A 16,944-nucleotide genomic window follows, 5' to 3' on the forward strand; every position below is an offset into this window, starting at 1 on the left:
GTTTAACACGGCGCTCAAGCAGAAGCTTAGGGATGCTTTACAAAAACTTCAGTCTGCTGATGCGAGAAAAGCAGCGGTCGATCGCTCTACAGCCATGATTGAGTTCAGCCCGGACGGCACCATCATCAGCGCCAACGAAAACCTCCTGTCCACTATGGGCTATCGACTGGAAGAGATCGTCGGCCAACACCATCGCATCTTCTGTTTCCCAGAATACCAGGCCAGTTCAGGTTACCGCACATTTTGGCAGCGCCTAGCCGGTGGTGAGTACATACGCGAACGATTCCTCAGGCGTAGCAAGCAGGGACAAGAGGTTTGGCTGGAAGCAAGCTACAATCCTATTCGCGGTGCTGATGGCCGTATCGAGAGTGTTCTCAAACTTGCAACCGACATCACCAAACAGGTGGCTCTAGAGCAAGAACAGAACAGCATGGTGCAGGCTATCAGTCGCTCCATGGCAACTATCACCTTCAACTTGAAAGGGGAGGTACTTGACGCAAATGAAAATTTTGAACACGCCATGGGCTATCGTCTTGATGAAATTCGAGGGAAGCATCACCGCATGTTCTGTACTCGAAGCGAAGTTGACTCTCCGGAATACCGCGATTTTTGGGAGCGACTCAACCGAGGTGAATTCTTTTCTGGCCGCTTTCAGCGCCTCAATCGACATGGAAATACAGTCTGGCTGAGTGCCACCTATAACCCAGTGTTTGATGCCAGTGGCAAGCTTTACAAGATAGTAAAATTTGCCCGTGATATTACCTCCCAGGTGCAGCAGCAACATGCTGAGTCTGATGCGGCCAAGCTTGCCTACGATATCTCTCAGCAGACAGATGAAAGCGCCCGCCACGGCGCTAAGGTAATTAGTGAAACCGTTGAGGTGGTTCGAGGAATTGCTGACGAACTTTCAAAATCCGCAGAAGGCATAACTGCGGTAAATCAGCAATCGGAGATGATCAGTAGCATTGTAAAAACCATTCGCGGTATCGCTGAGCAAACCAATCTGCTGGCTTTGAATGCTGCTATCGAGGCGGCCAGGGCTGGTGAGCAAGGTCGTGGATTCGCTGTGGTTGCCGACGAAGTGCGAAACTTGGCAGCACGCACATCTCAGGCAACTGTAGAGATTGTCGAAGTAGTGAAGCGTAACCATGAGCTAGCACAGGAAGCTGTTGAAAGCATGCAATCTAGCCGTCAAAAGGTCGATCAAGGTGTCAATTTGGTCAACCAAGCAGGTGACGTGATTGAAGAAATTCAGTCTGGTGCGCGGCAGGTCGTCGAGGCAGTGCGACAGTTTGCAGATGCACTGGAAGTATATTGATACATTGCAATTGCCGGACGATTGAGTAGAGGTTGATTTTTTCTAGATGTGCGCCGGCCAAACCAGTAAAAATTATGGGCCGAAAAGTGCTCGGATTTATTTGATATGGAAGACCCCGTCTGAAATATGGGGTCTTTTTCATAATGCATCTACTTATTAGTTTTCACCTTGATCATCTGATTGAAACGTGGAATTTTCAGAAAATAGCGTGTTGCTGGCTGTATTTCCAGGGATGGATCTGCGAATTGTATCCCCTAACTTAGTGTATTTGTGCGTGGAAAAATCCATAGCACCTAAAAGTTTTGATGGCTGTTGAAGCTGAGGGTCGCAGTTGTCTAAGTTTCTAATTATCATGCCGTGAGGCGCATAGTAATGTATCAAGTTTGTTTTTCAGTTTCTGAACTTCAGCCTCTAGCTGTTGAATTCGTTCGCTAGCCTCGACTTGGACACTGACGTCCTTCTGGATACCGATGTAATAGGTGAGCTTGTCCACCTCGTTGAATACTGGGGTAATGGATAGCTCATTCCAGAAAGTAGAGCCGTCCTTGCGATAGTTACGCACGATTTGTCTACATGGCTTATGGTTTGCGATGGCTTCGCGGATGGCGGCAAGGCCAGCCTGGCCTCTGTCGTCTCCCTGAAGAAAGCGGCAGTCTTGATAAAGAATTTCTTCATCGCTGTACCCGGTGAGGCGCTGAAAAGCTGGGTTGGCGTAAATCAAGATGTTCTCATCACCTTCCTTCTCCGCAACCACGATGCCATCATTTGATGCTTCAACCACCAAGTGCAGCAGCTCTGCATTGATCATCTTCAGATCCTTTGTGAATTTCAATCCATTCTATAACAAGATAGCAAAATTTTTTTTTTCGAAACGCTTCGTCATTAATTTTTTCGTAGCGGAGATGAAATCTGATTTTGACGGGCGAGGCTGCTTGAGTCGGGCTCAGAAATCTGCATTGAGAACGCAATTCTGTCGAGCAACTTCATGTGCTGAACATGATCGTAATATGTTGACTTTAAACGGGTTTAGCTGTTTTATTGCTTTCCGGTAATCAACGGATACGGTACTACCGTACTTTTGCTTGCGCGGAACCCTTCAGGGATGGGGTTTGTTGGTCGATATATAAAAAATAGTCGTTTCAAAAAACTAAAAATCTTGAGTATGACCATGTCACAAAATATCCCTTCCTCTCCATTTATTTCGTTTGGCTGCTCAGAGTGCCGAGATCTTGAGGGATTAGATTTTGACTTCACCATGGCTTTCCAGCCTATTGTGAATGTAAAAAAACGCACTATCTATGCTTTCGAAGCACTTGTTCGTGGTGTCAATGGGGAGTCTGCGGCTAGTGTTTTAAGTCAAGTTAACGATGGCAAACGATATCTATTTGATCAAGCATGTCGTATCAAGGCTATCGAGAGAGCAACTGAGTTGGGTTTGCTTAGCATTCACGATTGCAAGCTGAGTATAAATTTTCTACCAAATGCAGTATATCGTGCCGAGACTTGCATTCGAGCCACACTAGAGGCAGCTAAGACGTTTGGCTTCCCGCCAGGGAGACTAATGTTTGAGGTGACGGAGGGCGAGCGCATTGTTGATCCCATGCATCTGAAAGGGATTTTCGAAGAATATGCTCGCCAAGGTTTCACTACATCTATTGATGATTTTGGATCAGGCTATTCAGGACTAAATCTTTTGGCGATGTTTCAGCCGCATGTTCTAAAAATTGATATGGCACTAACAAGGGATATTGATGGTGATCCAGTAAGGTTGGCAATTATTGAGGGGGTATTATTGGTGGCTAGGCGACTAAATATAGTTGTAGTTGCAGAGGGAATTGAAACTCTTAAGGAGCGTGATACGTTACTCAAGTTGGGTGTGGAACTAATGCAAGGTTACTTTTTTGCTAGGCCTGATACAGCAGTCTTGCCGGCTGTTATTTTTACTTAGTGTGGGTTTTCTTATAGGCAATGTTTAGATATGGTGCGGAATAGAGAAATTGTTTTAATGCTCCTGCAGCCTAGATAAGGCTGCAATTTATTTTCCATAGGATGCTTAGGGCTAAATCATAGGGCTTTTTATTTCGCGATTTTCTTGAGACGCTTCTCTTCATACATTTGCTGATCGGCGATAGTAAGCGCGAACGATATATTGTATTTGGCACTCGCCATTGCTAATCCCATAGATGCTCTAATGCCGGCTTGACCTAAAGATTCCTGTACTCTATCGCGTAGAGCTTCGCCGCCATTTTTATCGCAGTTTACACCTATTATTGCGAACTCATCTCCTCCTAGCCTAGCAACAATATCTTCTGATCGAGAGGCGTGGAGAAGAGCATTAGCGGCAGATCTGATCAAGTCGTCGCCTGCCGCGTGACCATTTTGATCGTTAACAACTTTTAGATCGTCTAGATCTATCACTAATACTGCGGAAGATTTTCCATATCTTTTGTTGCGAGTGTCCTGGCAGCTAGATAATTGCTCCCATCCCGCTCGGTTGTAAAGTCCGGTTAGTGCATCACTAAGTGCTTGAGCCTCGAAACGCTCAGCTCTGCTAGACTCTTCGTCGGCTTTTAGTTCCATTTGCAAGATTTTGCTAAGCATCATGCCAATAAGTTCAAGTAGTTCTTGATCTTTTTGAATTTTAGCAGGTTTGGGATCTGGATGTAGCGCGCACAACGTGCCAAAGAGGGAGCCGTCAGACAGTAAAATAGGTACTCCTATATATGCGCCAATTTTAAATTGCTTGCCTACCGCAGCAGCAGAATAAGCATTAACCATTTTTGAGTCTGGAGCAACGCGAGGGCCACTTCCCTTTATCATCTCGCTGCAAAATGAATCGCTCCAACGAAATATTTGTCCAGCATTGATTTCATAGCTACGATCATCACGGTGCAATACTATCCAATCATCGTTTTCCTTGCGTGTGACCATCCAAAGATCAAATTCAAGCCTACGCCGCAAAAATGCGAATACTTCTCGTGCCGCATTTTCAAAATCATTCATTTTCAGCTCCAGTCTAAAATCTATGTAATTGTAAAAAGAAATCAGATCTTTGCTTGAATGGTGCAATAGATTTAGAATTTCGGTGATTGTCGCTGCTGATAATGAGTTTTATTCTAGTGTAGCGCGTGGTCAATGGCTTTTTATTAACGTGGTTTTTAAATTACACAAGTTCTATTGCTAATATTTTTTTTAATTGCTGCATTTCGAGTTGAGACCTGATTGCCGTCAGTAAGCTGTCCTGTAGCCATGGCTTAGGTAGGAATTTTGCGTTTTTTGGAATTTTGGCTGTTATAGATTTATAGCCTCCGCTTGAAACGATGATAGCTGTGTCGAAGTTTTTTTCACTCGTAAACCAAGCCAGTTCAAGCCCGTCAATTGACCCTGGCGTTTCTATATCAGTCAGTAGGAGCGTCCAGGGTTCCTCCTCTATTGCTCGAAGGCCTTGCTGAGCGGTTTCTACAGCTCTCACAAACGCACCCATATCACTCAAGGTATCAACCAAAATCTCTCGAATTACTGCATCGTCCTCGACAACTAGGATCCTTGCATCACTGATGAGTGCGTTTAGGTCTTTCATGCATTGCTCTTAATAGTGTCCGCGGTAAATAGCTGTGAGATTGTTTGTCTCACGATCAATCGTAGCGGGGGGCCTAAAAGCCGGTAAATAGTAATGCTTGCTAACACCTGCGTATTAGCAGAGAGGTTAGGTTTCTCTTCTACTCTGGGATATCCGGCTTTCGGAGGAGGGAACATCTTTCGTAACTACGCAGCTACTTTCATAGCAGCGACGACTACCGTCAGGATGGGGCAGCCAGGCCATGAATGGTCGCCAGCGGCAAAAAGCGCGGTAAGCAATGTTGAGAATTGGTCTGAATGCAGGCCAAGTCAAAGGTGCGACGAAAGCTTCGAGTCCTGCTGCTCGCCAACTCCACAAGGTAGCGTCTAACCCCTTTACCCATGTTCCATCCTCGAACCTGGCATGCAGCAATGACTCCATTTCCTCAAGACTTAGCCCGAGTGATTTGGAGTCAAAATCTTTTTGACTAATGTCAACAAACAAAAGGCGTTGAGGGCTGGCTTTCGCGCCCAGAAGCTTGATTTCACGAGCACAGAGTGGGCACTTTCCATCAAAATAAAGTGTCAGTGGCCAGCTCTGATTCTTGTACATTTCAGTTTAGCCTGTATAGGTTTTGCACAGGATATGCTCAAAAAACCTGTCTGACAATTAGCTGCTTGGCCTTTTCTTAACTGAGTATTTCGAAAATACGGCTTGCTGACTCACAGTGAGATTTGACTTCCAGGGTAGGAAAGCTTTGGGTACGCATGAGAATGCTTCAGGAATGCTCAGCGCAGCGGATGCGGTGGAGCGACGCACACCTAATAAGAGTACGAGCTCGTGATCAAATTTTTCTATCGGAAAGACGCTGGCGATTGCCCTTGCGCGTGGGGCTAATAGGTTTTTTTCAGCAGTAGGGGATTCTGGGTTGAGAGATTAATAACCTTCCGGCCAAGAACTGGTGGCGTGAATGCGAATGTGAGTTATTCTCCTGACTCCGCTACATAAAGGGCCTTATAATCGCCATTCGATCAGTTTTTCAAGGGGGGGGGCGCCATGCGTCAAATTAGGACTTCCGGCCTCCAAGTTCATTTTGGCACACGCAGTCTGCAGCTGTCCTGTCTTGAAACCCATGCTGTAGCCTTACTTTGTCCTGATTGTCGTAAATGTCAAAACGACCTAGGTGAGCCTTCGATTGATGATGAAATCCTGAGCGATGCGGTCTCCGTTCGACTTGAACCGCTGGAACAAGGACGAATCTAGGTCGCATGTTCGTGTCTCCTTGGTTGATTTGCGCTTGGAGTTCGCAGGTTAACCAACCTAAATCAGACAAGGCGGTAAAGCTACATTTGAAAGCTGTACACTTGGTGTTGCTTGTTCAACTTTCCATTAAAAAATCCGAAATTTTAATTTCTGCTAGTCAGAAAATTGTCTAGTGTGCTAAAAGCTGAAGCATTAAAGACACGTTCATATCTTTAAAATCAGAGTGAGATTTTTAATGTCCAAACTCGCAGAATTCCGTCAGCTCGAAAAACACCTAGCCGAACAGCTCCAAGCACTCGAAGCCCTCAAGGGCGACGCCGGCCTCAAGAAAGAAATTGAATTCGAAACAAAGCTACGCGATTTGCTCGCAAAATACGGCTATAGCCTGAAGGACGTAATCAATCTGCTAGATCCACAAGCAGGCCGTCGCGCTCCAGCCGTCGAATCCAAAGCCGGCAGCCGCAAACCTCGCCAGTTGAAGGTTTATAAAAATCCGCACACTGGCGAAGTCGTCGAAACCAAGGGTGGTAACCACAAAACGCTTAAAGATTGGAAATCGAAGCACGGCGCCGCGACCGTCGAGTCCTGGCTGACTAAGTAATTTCGAGATGTAAGAACATAGGGCCCTTCAGGGCCCTTTTTGTTTGTAGTCAAATCAGTAACTGCTCTCGCGTGACTTATTTTTGATCAATCCATAGCGCCGTACAAGTTATTGTGAATCAGGTGAGATCCAACCTCTGATAACGCCCGGCAGAGGGAAGCCAACTGTCTAACAAGGCTTCGACTTCAGCACTGCTTATGAGATCCATTGGATATCGCTGTAAAAGGGTAGCCTGGTATTCAGCTGTTCTGATTACTGGAGAATTACGTCTACAAAACGCACTAATGATCCTCCTTCGTGAACTGAGGTTGGCAGCTATACGCCGAGTCTTTAGCCTGCACGCACTATTCATATAGCCCCCTTTGAGCATCTTGGCGAAGGAAACCTAGGTGAAGAGTGTGACAGTTAAAAGGCAGAGCGATGACGATGGATCAACGGTTACTGGCTGACATTCTGGACGACCGTTTTTGACCGCCTTGGCTCTGAAGCGAAGGGTAGGCCTACACTGAGGTATTTCGAGTTTTTACCGTGACGAACATCTTGATGCGGTCATGGATTTCCTGGAGGGCATGGCGAAAAGGCTCAGGCTTTTCACTGGTAGCTGGATCCTCGAAGTTCCAAGTCATTATCTCTTCTGATGATGGCATCCGGGATGCTTCCTCAGACGATTTGTCACACAAGGTGACAACGTAGTGAAAATCCTGCCCCTGAAACTCGTCTATTGACTTGCTTCGTAGCCCACTTGAATCGACGCCAATATGTTCGAGCGTTTCGAGCGTGCGCTGATCGGTTTCACCAGCGGTCAGCCCTGCGCTGAATGCCTCAAAGTGGCCGGAGCCAGTGTGTCTTAACAAAGCCTCAGCTAACAATGAGCGACCGTCGTTTTTCGCACACACGAACAGCACTCGGTACTTCTCTGACATGGTTGTCTCTCAGTTAGAGCAGATGGTTAAGCCTTGGCCAGATCCTCATTGATTACGGCAGCATTTAGAAGGCTCACGGAGTTTCTGGACGAACAGCATCTAGCCTCTGATTAGCCTTCTAAACGCGACTTCGCTCCGCAGGGGATGCACGGCATACCAGCGGTGCTTTCGTAACGCAATCCGGCGCGGGACGTCTGCTAAGCTCAATTCTGTATTAATGAGGTGGCGTCATGTCAGTTCAAAACCAGCTGTCAGCTATTTTGGAATCCCTCCACGAAAACCAGCTCGCGCTGGCGGATGCTGTCGAGTCGATAGGGATGTGGATTGATCAGCGGGGGGGAACGGAAGCTTCCAGCACCATCCTGGGGGCGGTGTCGACACTTGATATCAATTCGGAACGCATCAGAGCACAGATCAATGCGCTGAAGGAGCTAGACTCCAATTCTCTCTGAAGGGATCTCCACCCATTCCGCCCTGATGCCACCCAGCGAAAGGACTCCAAGGATGTTGATCAAAATCGAAGAGGCAGACACGGATACCGGATGGTTTGTTGTGCTCGACACCTCCCGTGTCAGGTTCTCTACCTATATCGAGGCGGAGGCATTTGTCATTCGGCTGACAGATCGGATAAATGCACCGCACTCCCTGCCAGAGCACATCTATCTCGCTGACGAGGCACTGTCATGAAAATGACTCAAAAGAGTCAGCATAATGTCGACATACATAGTGCTCATCGCGGGCTCTTTATTTAGCTGCCAACTTAGGCAGCTTTTTTTTGCTCAGCGATTTTGGAAGTAGTTTTGCTGCTTCCGACAACCGGGCCTCAGCCTCTTCAAGGGCGCCTGCAGCGCAGGCCGTCCATACAGCCTGTAATGGCAGGAGATCCTTTTCGATCAACGCCTTCTGGCACCACTGGTAGTGGTCGTGCCAATCACCCAGAGCTGATTGCAGGCTTTTCAATATCTTGTTCTCGCTACTCGAAAGCGGGGACAGCGCCGGAAACGCGTCAGTCAGGTAGCGAGTGCGTTTTACCAACACCCTCAATTCGTGTCGGTCAAACTCCTTATTTTCTATCGCGACATGGAGCCGGTCGACCTGCTTTTTGATCGTTTTTTCAATACTCGGCTGGATACCCGACCATCCTCCATTGAGCTCAACCGCACGGAAACCCTGAGGCCACGCATCGAGTGCCGCCATTAGCCGTTTCAGCGGCAAGCCATTGAGGACGGCCTCATAGCAGTTGTTCAGCTTGAGACGTCTGGGTTGTGCCAGTTGGGGTAGTTTTCTATTTTCTAGTTCTTGGATGAGGACTTCCAGATCGCGCGCCGGCGTAGTCTGCCGACCAACCTCCGCAGCAGCCTCGTTCAGCACCTGCATCTCCTCTACAGAGCGGAAAGGTCTCAGCAGGCTTCTAATTCGTCGTACGGCTATCCTTAGATCGTGTAACGCCTCACCATCCGTGCGCGCCTCAAGACGTGCATGTGCGTTGTACAGTCTCACTTGTAGACTCAGTATTTCAGCCACAAATTTATCGGCGAACGACATGCAGTGAGCCTCCCCTGTGATCACACCTCGAAAAGACTAGCAGCAATTGGTGCCGTCTCCATTTCGCGCAACGAACGACATTGATCCCTATCAGTCGCCACACGCCTTGCTCACTGTAGCCTACAATTTTGTTTCAGTTTCAAGTCAGCGCTCTGAACGCAGCGCGCTCTTTCAATCCCACCCAATTAACCTCACTAAGGATAGTGGACGATGCAGATATCCCTAGACGCAGTTCGTGAACAGATGCGTGATGCAGAGGCTATATTGCAGCAGCTTGATCTAACACTAGAGGCGATTCGCTTTGACCCGTCCATTCCCTCCAGTGTTGCGGCGGCTGCCAAGCAGACATCGGCGGTAATCGATTCGCACTTAGCTGGATTTAGGGGCAACCCGGTGCTTGCTCCGCTGGTAGATCAACTAAAGATCCAATACCTGGAAAACATCGAGCACAAGGTCGTGGCGTCCAAGGGCGCTCAGCTCAAGGCGGCCAATCCGCTTGCAAGAGCTTGGAATATTCTTCGGAGAAGCAGCAAAGCCTGGAAGTAAAATAGGCCCGTGCCGTGACTGATCAGGAGACGGAATCGCAAGATGCGATGTACCGCAAAAACGGTTGGCGCTAGGTGCACTCGAAAGCCGTTCTTTGGCCCATCATGATGCAATCCGTGTCTGAGCATCTCTGCTACTAAACCTACAAAGCAAGCAGCGCTTCATGAGCTTGAATGCACGGGACGACTTCGTTTAACCGCTGCTGGGCCAGCCAATTTCGGGTCTGCGCCACATCGAAAATTTGGCCCTGCTCCATCAGGGTCAAGATCAATGCATCTGCCATGCGGTAGTGGCCGCAATGCGGACAGTCCCGCTCTTCCCAAGGGCCCTGACACTCGATGCGCGACGCCATACCTGCGCAAATCAAACAGATCATGGGGGCACCCCGAGTGAGTGTTGACCTGACTCACTGTACAGCGACTTTCTCGAAGTAGGTGACCGGGCGTCCGATGCTGGCACGAGAAGGGAATGAAGTTCTATTCATTCTTCTATCCTATGGCACCAGGTATGAACCTGAGCTAAGGTTCGGAAGCTCGCCTCTCAAGTCACTCTCCATCAGTTCGACCCTGAGTGAATGACTGGGAGGCGAGCCGACTATGAGCTGACCAATGCGCTCCGCACAAAGTGGGATCCCTCATCAAAGTCCCCTTTGACCAACCGTCTACAGAACAGACTACTGCTGTTCGAATCGACGAAGAATCGTGGTGTAGTGGTCTAATGTGTGGTGGTCAACTAATTCCGGGCACCTCGATAGGTGGTTTCGACGCCATCACCCGCTCGTAAGCATTCGGCGGCAGATACCCTAATTTTGAGTGCAGCCGTTCGTTGTTGTAAAACCAAACGATGTATTCAGTGATGTCGCGGATAGCTTCAGCATGGTTGGCATAGTCACGTCGCCATACCCCGCTCCATTCCAAGCTTAGGAAGAAGCGCTCCATCACCGCGTTGTCCCAGCTGTTACCTTTACAGCTTATGCTCTGCTGCACGTCGTTTCGCGCCAGCAACGCTCTGCAACTTGCGCTCGCGTATTGACTGCCAAGTTCTGCGTGGGCTATCAGTAGTGGTGGCGGCTGGCGCTGAGCGATTGTTTATGCTCATACATGGCGCGATCAGCGTGCGCCAACAGGTCTTCCACGGTTGTGTGAAGCTCGCGATGATATTCGATCTGACCGACACTAAAGCGGATGGCATAACCACGGTGTAAGGTGGCATTGCTGTCTTCCAACAACTCCTTGAGTCGGGCCATGACCGCCAAGGTTTCGACTTGACTGGAGCCTGTGAGTAACGCGACAAATTCGTCGCCTCCCAGACGTCCCACCACATCGCATTCTCGAAAGGCGATGCGGAGCACATCGGCAAAGGTCTTGAGGGCGTTGTCTCCCTCAGCATGGCCATACAGGTCATTGATTTTCTTGAAATCGTTGAGATCAAAAAACAGCAGGGTGGCCGACCTTGCGTGTCGCTGGCACGCGGCTAATGCATGCTGGGCCAGGGTCATGAAACCACGTCGGTTAGATAGCCATGTCAGCTCGTCGATGCTTGCCATCTGAACGGCAACCAGTTCTTGTTCGGCCATACCGGCCAGATCGCGCAGTAGCGCGTAATCTTCAGCATCGAAATGGCGAGGTTTGAAATCGATTAGGCACAAGGTGCCCATCTTGTGGCCATCGGGAACAGTCAAAGGGTAACCGGCATAGAAACGGATATACGGTTTCCCCGTTACCAGTGGATTATCCAAAAAGCGTTCATCCTTGCGAGCGTCTGCCACCAGAAGCATTTCATTCTTTAAAATTGCATGTCCGCAGAACGAAACTTCGCGCGACGTTTCAGTCACGCTGAGTCCAACGCAAGACTTGAACCACTGACGATGCTTGTCCACCAGAGACACGAGTGCAATGGGAACATCAAACAGACGCTTAGCCAAGCGCGTCAGGCGATCAAAACGCTCTTCAGGTGCCGTGTCCAGGATATGGAGGTCTTGTAACACCTTTACTCGATCATCTTCGTTAGCAGGTTCACCAGGTACTAACATCACACACTCCAATGGCAGAACTGTCTCTGAGCATAGACTTGTTTGGCAGAAGTGGCGTCAACGGCGAGGTGGATCTTTCGGGCAGATTGGCCCGGCTATGAATTGGTTCCGCGTCTTATGGTAGAACCTGTCCTGAACGCTTTCTGTACCTGGCGCTTCCACCGCCGCAACATGACGTAGCGAAGGAAGAAAATGAGAGGCACGATTACAGCTAGGCCTGTGGCAACTATCGATTTACTGCCCAACTCCAAGTAGCACCTCGCTCAATATCGAACATCTCCAATGTGGGAGTTCTTCCACAATCGATACGTTTGGCTGCTCGTTCCTCAGGTTGAAACTAGCATAATTTAGCTATTGGGCTAGGTAGAGAACCACCTGGTTCGCTCACCATCCTCCTGCACCATCGACCAAGATGTTGTGGCTATCACGGTGCAGTCTCAAGGTTGGTAAATCAGCGGTTTCACCCCATAAGGCGAGCGAAACTATCCCTCAGACCGAGAACTATGGCATATAGCCGCTATGAGAAATGCTCCGGTATGCCCGGAGTATGAAAGCTTTTAGCGCATTCCTTGCCTAACGATGGCATGGATATCTAGTCGACAGGATTATCGATGCCTAACGGATTCGTCAAACGCCGCAAGCAGCAATGGACGGCACTCATCACGGCTTGCAGGGAAGGGCGTCGTGTATTCGACTCACTGCTCAGACCTCCAAAGCCTTCAGGGTCATTTGAACCCCTCACGCCAGTCCTGCTTGCAGACGATCAATTCGAGCTCTATGAGCGTGAGCTGAAAGGGGCGCTCAACAACGATGAGATTTTGAATATTGCTCTAACGGGCGGCTACGGAGCTGGCAAGAGTAGTGTCATCAAGACCTTTTTTGATCGACACCCTGAATTTCAAACTGCATACGTATCGCTCGCCACTTTTAGCAAAGATGCACCGGTTCCAAGCGACAAGCATGATGTTCCCTCGATCAACAGTGGAGGCTCTACAGATGCCCCAACAGAAGGAACCCTGCCTGGTAATTTGATTGCCCGAATCGAAGAGACGATTGTTCAGCAATTACTTTACGCAGTGCCGGCGGAACGATTACCAAAGACGAGATTGAAACGCATCGTTCAGGCGTCCAGTCGACGGATTTTAATGCGTACCGTGTACTACGCTTTGTTCATAATCGGAGGCCTTCGGCTTTACCTCCCAACGGTAAAAGAGCTTCCGGCGTTCGACCCAGATTGGATCATCAAAGGCTTAATGTTCATCCCTGGCTGGCTCGCAGTCGCAGTTGTAGGCATTGGCTGCTTGTACGCGTTGTACGCCAGCCTGAAGTTCCTATCCATGTTCAGCATCGACGGCCTAACGCTCAAAGGAGGCAAGCTCGAAGCAATGCATCATGGCTCCGTTCTGCATAAGAACGTGGACGAGATTATCTACTGCTTCGAGCGCAGTGATATTCGCGTCGTCGTGATTGAGGATCTGGATCGCTTCGGCGCACAGGAAGTGTTTTTCAGGCTTCGTGAGATCAATTTTACGATTCGTCACTCGCCTCAAATCAAACGACCTGTACATTTTATCTATGCCATTCGCGACGAGCTTTTCACGGTCACTGACAAGACCAAATTCTTCGACATAATCATCCCTGTGATCCCAGTCGTAAACTCGGAAAACTCTCGAGAAAAACTGTACCAGCTAATGGGCGCTCGTACAGTGAATGGCCAACCACTGGGAGCAAGCCTCGACCGTATTCTGGTTGAAACGGTTTGCTACTACATCGATGAGATGCGGCTCATCAAAAATATCGTCAACGAATACGACATATTTGCGAACCTGCTCTCCCATGGTGGTCTAGAGCTAGACCAGAACAAGCTGTTCGCGAATGTTGTGATTAGGAATCTGCATCCTGAAGAGTTCGCGCTATTGAGCAGGCGCCGAGGCCGAGTGCATTCCGTATTGACCGGATTGTCGGAGTGGTTAAAAAGCTCAAGCCAGGCACTCATTGATCACCTAGAAGAGCTGCGCGAGGAAAGGTCTGAACGACTCCATCAAAATGAGGAGCAGTTGGTCGACGCGAGGCTCCGCGTCTGGCATGAGGCCCTAAAGGCTAGTGGGGTTGATGGTGCCAACTACATTCAGAGTGAAAGTGGTCAACGGTTTAGCCTAGGCGATTTCCTCAAAGATGAGATCTTCGAGCAACTGTGCCAAGCGAGACAATGGCAAAGCGTTTGGTTTTCTAATTGGTCACATCAGAACCCGCTTGGGATCGCCGTCAGTCCAAAAGATGCCCTCGCACAGGCTGATTTCAAAAGACGGGAAAATCGAATACAGACCCCTATGAAGGCGCTGGAAGAAGCTATAAGAGCTGTCGAGAGGGACATTATCAAATCAAAGACGCTCTCCTTCCGCGAAGCAGCACGCGGTGATTACGGCACTGTGATTGCGAAACAGCTCATGGGCATGGAAGTGATCGTGTACTTGCTCCGTAGTGGCTATCTCGACACTGATTACACGGACTACCTCGGTTTCTTCTACGAAGGCTCTCTGACCCACGATGATCAGAATTTGCTTCTCGCGCTTCGGCGTCGTGCCGTGCTAGACGTTGCCACGCCAATTAGAAACCCTGAGCGAGTGATTGCGAAGCTCGAACACGACTCGTTGGATGGCGGCGGCGGGATTATCGCAGCGCTGATTGCTGAGCTCTCCGTGTCCGCAAGCTTAAGTAATCTCGGTGATGTTCGAACTCAAAAGCTGGAGATTGTTTTACGGAGTGCCCGTCAGCATCTAGACAGGTTTGCTGATGCGGCTCGTATCATTCTTGCAGGTGAAGCTCGATCAGACTTCATCCGGTCAATCTTTGCGATTGAGCCACGCCTGTTTACCGACTTGCTTGAAGCAGACCAATTCAGCGGCTCAGATATCCGGATCGACTTTATTTGCGGCCTTTTAGACAACCTGACTCAAAAACAAATTGAAGGAATGGAGGGTAGTGATCTACTCCTAAACATCATTGAAGAACTAACAGATGCGAAGACCTTCATTTCGGGTATGGAAACCAACGCGAGTGGCTGGGCTTGGCTTCGTCATGCCCCAGTAAAATTCAGAAGTCTCGAGTCTGACACCGATGAGCAGACGCTCAGGCGCTTGGTGGAGTGGAGTTGCCTAGAGCTAAACCTATCCATGATGTTGCTGATATGCCGCAAATTGGATGGGGAGGGGGGTAATGTTTCCTTTCGCCGCCTGTTGGCTTTGAATCTCGTCGGGTTGGAAGCCATGATCGAGCGCGCTCCCAGAGAATTCGTTCTATCCATAATGGAGCAAGCAGGAGCGATTAGTGAGGACTCCGATTCATTGAAATACGTTCTGTCGCTGATCAATGAGGATCCTGATCTACAAGACCAGTTGTTCCAGCGAATTGATTGTACGATAGAAGATCTGAGCTTCTTCCCCGACAACATTTGGATCAAGGCACTTCAGCTGGATCGCTTAGCGTCGGTACCAAGAGCTGCCTGGGCATTTTTCGATCACATGCTCGTTCGGCCAACAGAGCACCCTAATGACGCACCAACCTCCGATGAAATGGGTTATCTCGAAGACGTCTTCGCCGATTTTATTACGCGAAATGCCATTGCTGCTCAACAGCTATGGGCCGAAGAGTGCCCAGAGAACGATGACCTGAAGACATGGTTCGTGGTGTCCGATCTTTATGATGACGATACGCTTGAGCAATTGTTTGTCGGCACCTCGGTAGGAGCTGCTGCACTTGATGGTGCAAAAATCTCACCCGATCGCTGGAGGTTTTTGGCTGTCTCTTCTTTTGTTCCTTTCGATGCAGCAACCCATATGGTTTTCGCTAACCAAGGGCCAGACATTGAAATTGCCTACCTACGTAATCGATGGGAGACAGCACGGGAAGAGCTAGAGCTTTTGAAGCTAGATCCATACACGGTAGCCTCACTGAGCGAAGCACCAAACGTCCCGATCGGCGATGTCGTTAGGATGTGGGAGGGGTTGGTCGAACGCGAAGTGGCGAGCGATGCAGAAACCTTGAAACAATTGGGTAACGTGTGTGCACGTGCCAATTCTGAGGGTGCCGTTCTTTCGCGCAACTGCCTCTCGATAATCGTTAGCTTAGCTAACGCCGCGAACACCTCAGAGCAGGAAAGGAAAGAGCTTCTGCTTCAGGCCCTGAAGTTGAATTTAGACTGGGCTATTACCTCTCCGATATTGGTTGCTTTGGCCGGTGGATACGGACATCTTGCGGCCAAAAAGCGTTCGGTGCGCTTGCCCAATTCAAGCGTGGACGCGCAAATCGCGAATGCACTGCAGCTCAGAGGCTTTGTGGGCAAAATCAACAATGGCAAAAACCACATTGAGGCGTTCAGCAGGCCGTCGGGAATGATCTGAGGCGCGGCATTTGGACTCCACAGATTTGATCTGGTAACCATCAGCCGCAGCGTCGACAACTGATTAATGGAACAATCATATCGGTTTCGCCACAGGCGGTAGGCGTTGGGGGAAGTGCGCAACTTCTTGCGCACTTGAATGTGGGTAACCATGTGGACACATCCTTACAGCCCACGTAATTCGTTATGTACAGACGAGTGCGCAACTTCTTGCGCACTACTGCGCAAGAAGTTGCGCACTTCAGATCTCAGTTCCGAGCGAAAAACATGCAAAAACGCGATCCGGTGCAGCTTCATCCCCGGTTCCCGGCGGCTTAACAAAACTTGGCACGCTCTTTGATGGCAGTCGGCCACCCATCGGGCGATTTTCGCCTCCGGGCACTCTCAATTTCAGCAAGGAGCACACCCATGGCTACACCAGCGTACATGTCGGTTACTGGCGAAAAACAAGGCCTGATCACTGCAGGCGCATTCACCGCTGACTCCGTTGGCAACACCTATCAGGAAGGCCACGAAGACCAGGTCATGGTTCAGGCTTTCAGCCACGATGTGATCATCCCGCGTGACCCTCAATCCGGTCAGCCAACCGGTCAGCGCGTTCACAAGCCAGTTGTGATCACCAAGGTCTACGACAAGGCTTCGCCACTGCTGCAAGCCGCTCTGACTTCCGGCGAGCGCATGAGCGAAATCGTTATCCAGTGGTTCCGTACTTCGGCTCAAGGTACTCAAGAGCACTACTACACCACCAAACTGGAAGA

The 16,944-nt window shown here is 49.4% G+C and carries 16 protein-coding genes and 1 pseudogene; 8 read left to right on the plus strand and 9 right to left on the minus strand.

Annotated elements, in window-relative coordinates; genetic code table 11:
* The coding region (locus tag DBR24_RS11090; protein WP_256591391.1) for a PAS domain-containing methyl-accepting chemotaxis protein at window positions 1-1,318 on the plus strand (1,318 nt) is incomplete at its 5' end.
* A gap of 343 nt (window positions 1,319-1,661) precedes the next feature.
* Here the strand turns inward: DBR24_RS11090 and DBR24_RS11095 are convergent.
* Window positions 1,662-2,126, minus strand: a complete 465-nt coding sequence (locus tag DBR24_RS11095; RefSeq protein WP_128614752.1) for a PAS domain-containing protein — start codon at window positions 2,124-2,126, stop codon at window positions 1,662-1,664.
* A 360-nt stretch (window positions 2,127-2,486) separates the two neighbouring features.
* On the opposite strand from DBR24_RS11095, the gene DBR24_RS11100 reads away from it, so the two are divergent.
* On the plus strand, window positions 2,487-3,266 hold the full coding sequence (locus DBR24_RS11100; protein WP_128614767.1) for an EAL domain-containing protein: 780 nt from the start codon (window positions 2,487-2,489) through the stop codon (window positions 3,264-3,266).
* 128 nt (window positions 3,267-3,394) lie between these two features.
* Here DBR24_RS11100 and DBR24_RS11105 read toward each other — a convergent pair whose 3' ends face one another.
* From DBR24_RS11105 to DBR24_RS11115, 3 genes are all read right to left on the minus strand, one after another.
* The gene (locus tag DBR24_RS11105) at window positions 3,395-4,321 is read right to left on the minus strand and encodes a sensor domain-containing diguanylate cyclase (RefSeq protein ID WP_128614753.1); all 927 of its coding nucleotides are present in this window, start codon (window positions 4,319-4,321) and stop codon (window positions 3,395-3,397) included.
* 160 nt (window positions 4,322-4,481) lie between these two features.
* Entirely contained in the window at window positions 4,482-4,898 is a 417-nt protein-coding gene (locus DBR24_RS11110; RefSeq protein ID WP_128614754.1) for a response regulator, read from the minus strand.
* Window positions 4,899-5,024: 126 nt separating this feature from the next.
* The gene (locus DBR24_RS11115) at window positions 5,025-5,489 is read right to left on the minus strand and encodes a thiol-disulfide oxidoreductase DCC family protein (protein ID WP_128614755.1); all 465 of its coding nucleotides are present in this window, start codon (window positions 5,487-5,489) and stop codon (window positions 5,025-5,027) included.
* 886 nt (window positions 5,490-6,375) lie between these two features.
* Between DBR24_RS11115 and DBR24_RS11125 the strand changes: the two genes are divergently transcribed.
* A complete protein-coding gene (locus DBR24_RS11125; RefSeq protein ID WP_128614757.1) occupies window positions 6,376-6,741 on the plus strand; it encodes a histone-like nucleoid-structuring protein, MvaT/MvaU family in 366 nt (121 codons plus the stop codon).
* 500 nt (window positions 6,742-7,241) lie between these two features.
* Here DBR24_RS11125 and DBR24_RS11130 read toward each other — a convergent pair whose 3' ends face one another.
* Window positions 7,242-7,664: an arsenate reductase ArsC gene (locus tag DBR24_RS11130; protein ID WP_128614758.1), complete on the minus strand. Its 423-nt coding sequence runs from the start codon at window positions 7,662-7,664 to the stop codon at window positions 7,242-7,244.
* A gap of 230 nt (window positions 7,665-7,894) precedes the next feature.
* Between DBR24_RS11130 and DBR24_RS11135 the strand changes: the two genes are divergently transcribed.
* Complete coding sequence (locus DBR24_RS11135; protein ID WP_128614759.1) at window positions 7,895-8,116, plus strand: hypothetical protein; 222 nt, start codon at window positions 7,895-7,897, stop codon at window positions 8,114-8,116.
* Between the two features lie 52 nt (window positions 8,117-8,168).
* Entirely contained in the window at window positions 8,169-8,351 is a 183-nt protein-coding gene (locus DBR24_RS11140; RefSeq protein WP_128614760.1) for a hypothetical protein, read from the plus strand.
* Window positions 8,352-8,408: 57 nt separating this feature from the next.
* On the opposite strand, the gene DBR24_RS11145 is transcribed toward DBR24_RS11140, so the two are convergent.
* Window positions 8,409-9,209 (minus strand): CHAD domain-containing protein, encoded by an 801-nt coding sequence (locus DBR24_RS11145; RefSeq protein WP_128614761.1) that lies wholly within the window; start codon window positions 9,207-9,209, stop codon window positions 8,409-8,411.
* Between the two features lie 210 nt (window positions 9,210-9,419).
* On the opposite strand from DBR24_RS11145, the gene DBR24_RS11150 reads away from it, so the two are divergent.
* Window positions 9,420-9,755: a hypothetical protein gene (locus DBR24_RS11150; RefSeq protein ID WP_177490517.1), complete on the plus strand. Its 336-nt coding sequence runs from the start codon at window positions 9,420-9,422 to the stop codon at window positions 9,753-9,755.
* Window positions 9,756-9,897: 142 nt separating this feature from the next.
* Here the strand turns inward: DBR24_RS11150 and DBR24_RS11155 are convergent, their stop codons facing one another.
* From DBR24_RS11155 to DBR24_RS11165, 3 genes and pseudogenes are all read right to left on the minus strand, one after another.
* Window positions 9,898-10,131, minus strand: a complete 234-nt coding sequence (locus DBR24_RS11155) for a hypothetical protein (protein ID WP_128614762.1) — start codon at window positions 10,129-10,131, stop codon at window positions 9,898-9,900.
* A gap of 352 nt (window positions 10,132-10,483) precedes the next feature.
* Window positions 10,484-10,840: pseudogene (locus DBR24_RS11160) on the minus strand (integrase core domain-containing protein); the annotation flags it as partial.
* Window positions 10,810-11,787, minus strand: a complete 978-nt coding sequence (locus DBR24_RS11165; RefSeq protein WP_128614764.1) for a sensor domain-containing diguanylate cyclase — start codon at window positions 11,785-11,787, stop codon at window positions 10,810-10,812. The pseudogene DBR24_RS11160 and the gene DBR24_RS11165, both read right to left, overlap by 31 nt.
* 611 nt (window positions 11,788-12,398) lie before the next feature.
* Between DBR24_RS11165 and DBR24_RS11170 the strand changes: the two genes are divergently transcribed.
* Both DBR24_RS11170 and DBR24_RS11175 read left to right on the plus strand, forming a co-directional pair.
* Entirely contained in the window at window positions 12,399-16,187 is a 3,789-nt protein-coding gene (locus tag DBR24_RS11170) for a hypothetical protein (protein WP_128614765.1), read from the plus strand.
* A gap of 407 nt (window positions 16,188-16,594) precedes the next feature.
* Window positions 16,595-16,944 (plus strand): Hcp family type VI secretion system effector (locus tag DBR24_RS11175; RefSeq protein WP_146189017.1); only part of this gene is annotated, 350 nt, incomplete at its 3' end.

Origin of the sequence: Pseudomonas sp. HMWF006 (assembly GCF_003061205.1) — a bacterium.
Taxonomy (GTDB): domain Bacteria; phylum Pseudomonadota; class Gammaproteobacteria; order Pseudomonadales; family Pseudomonadaceae; genus Aquipseudomonas; species Aquipseudomonas monsensis.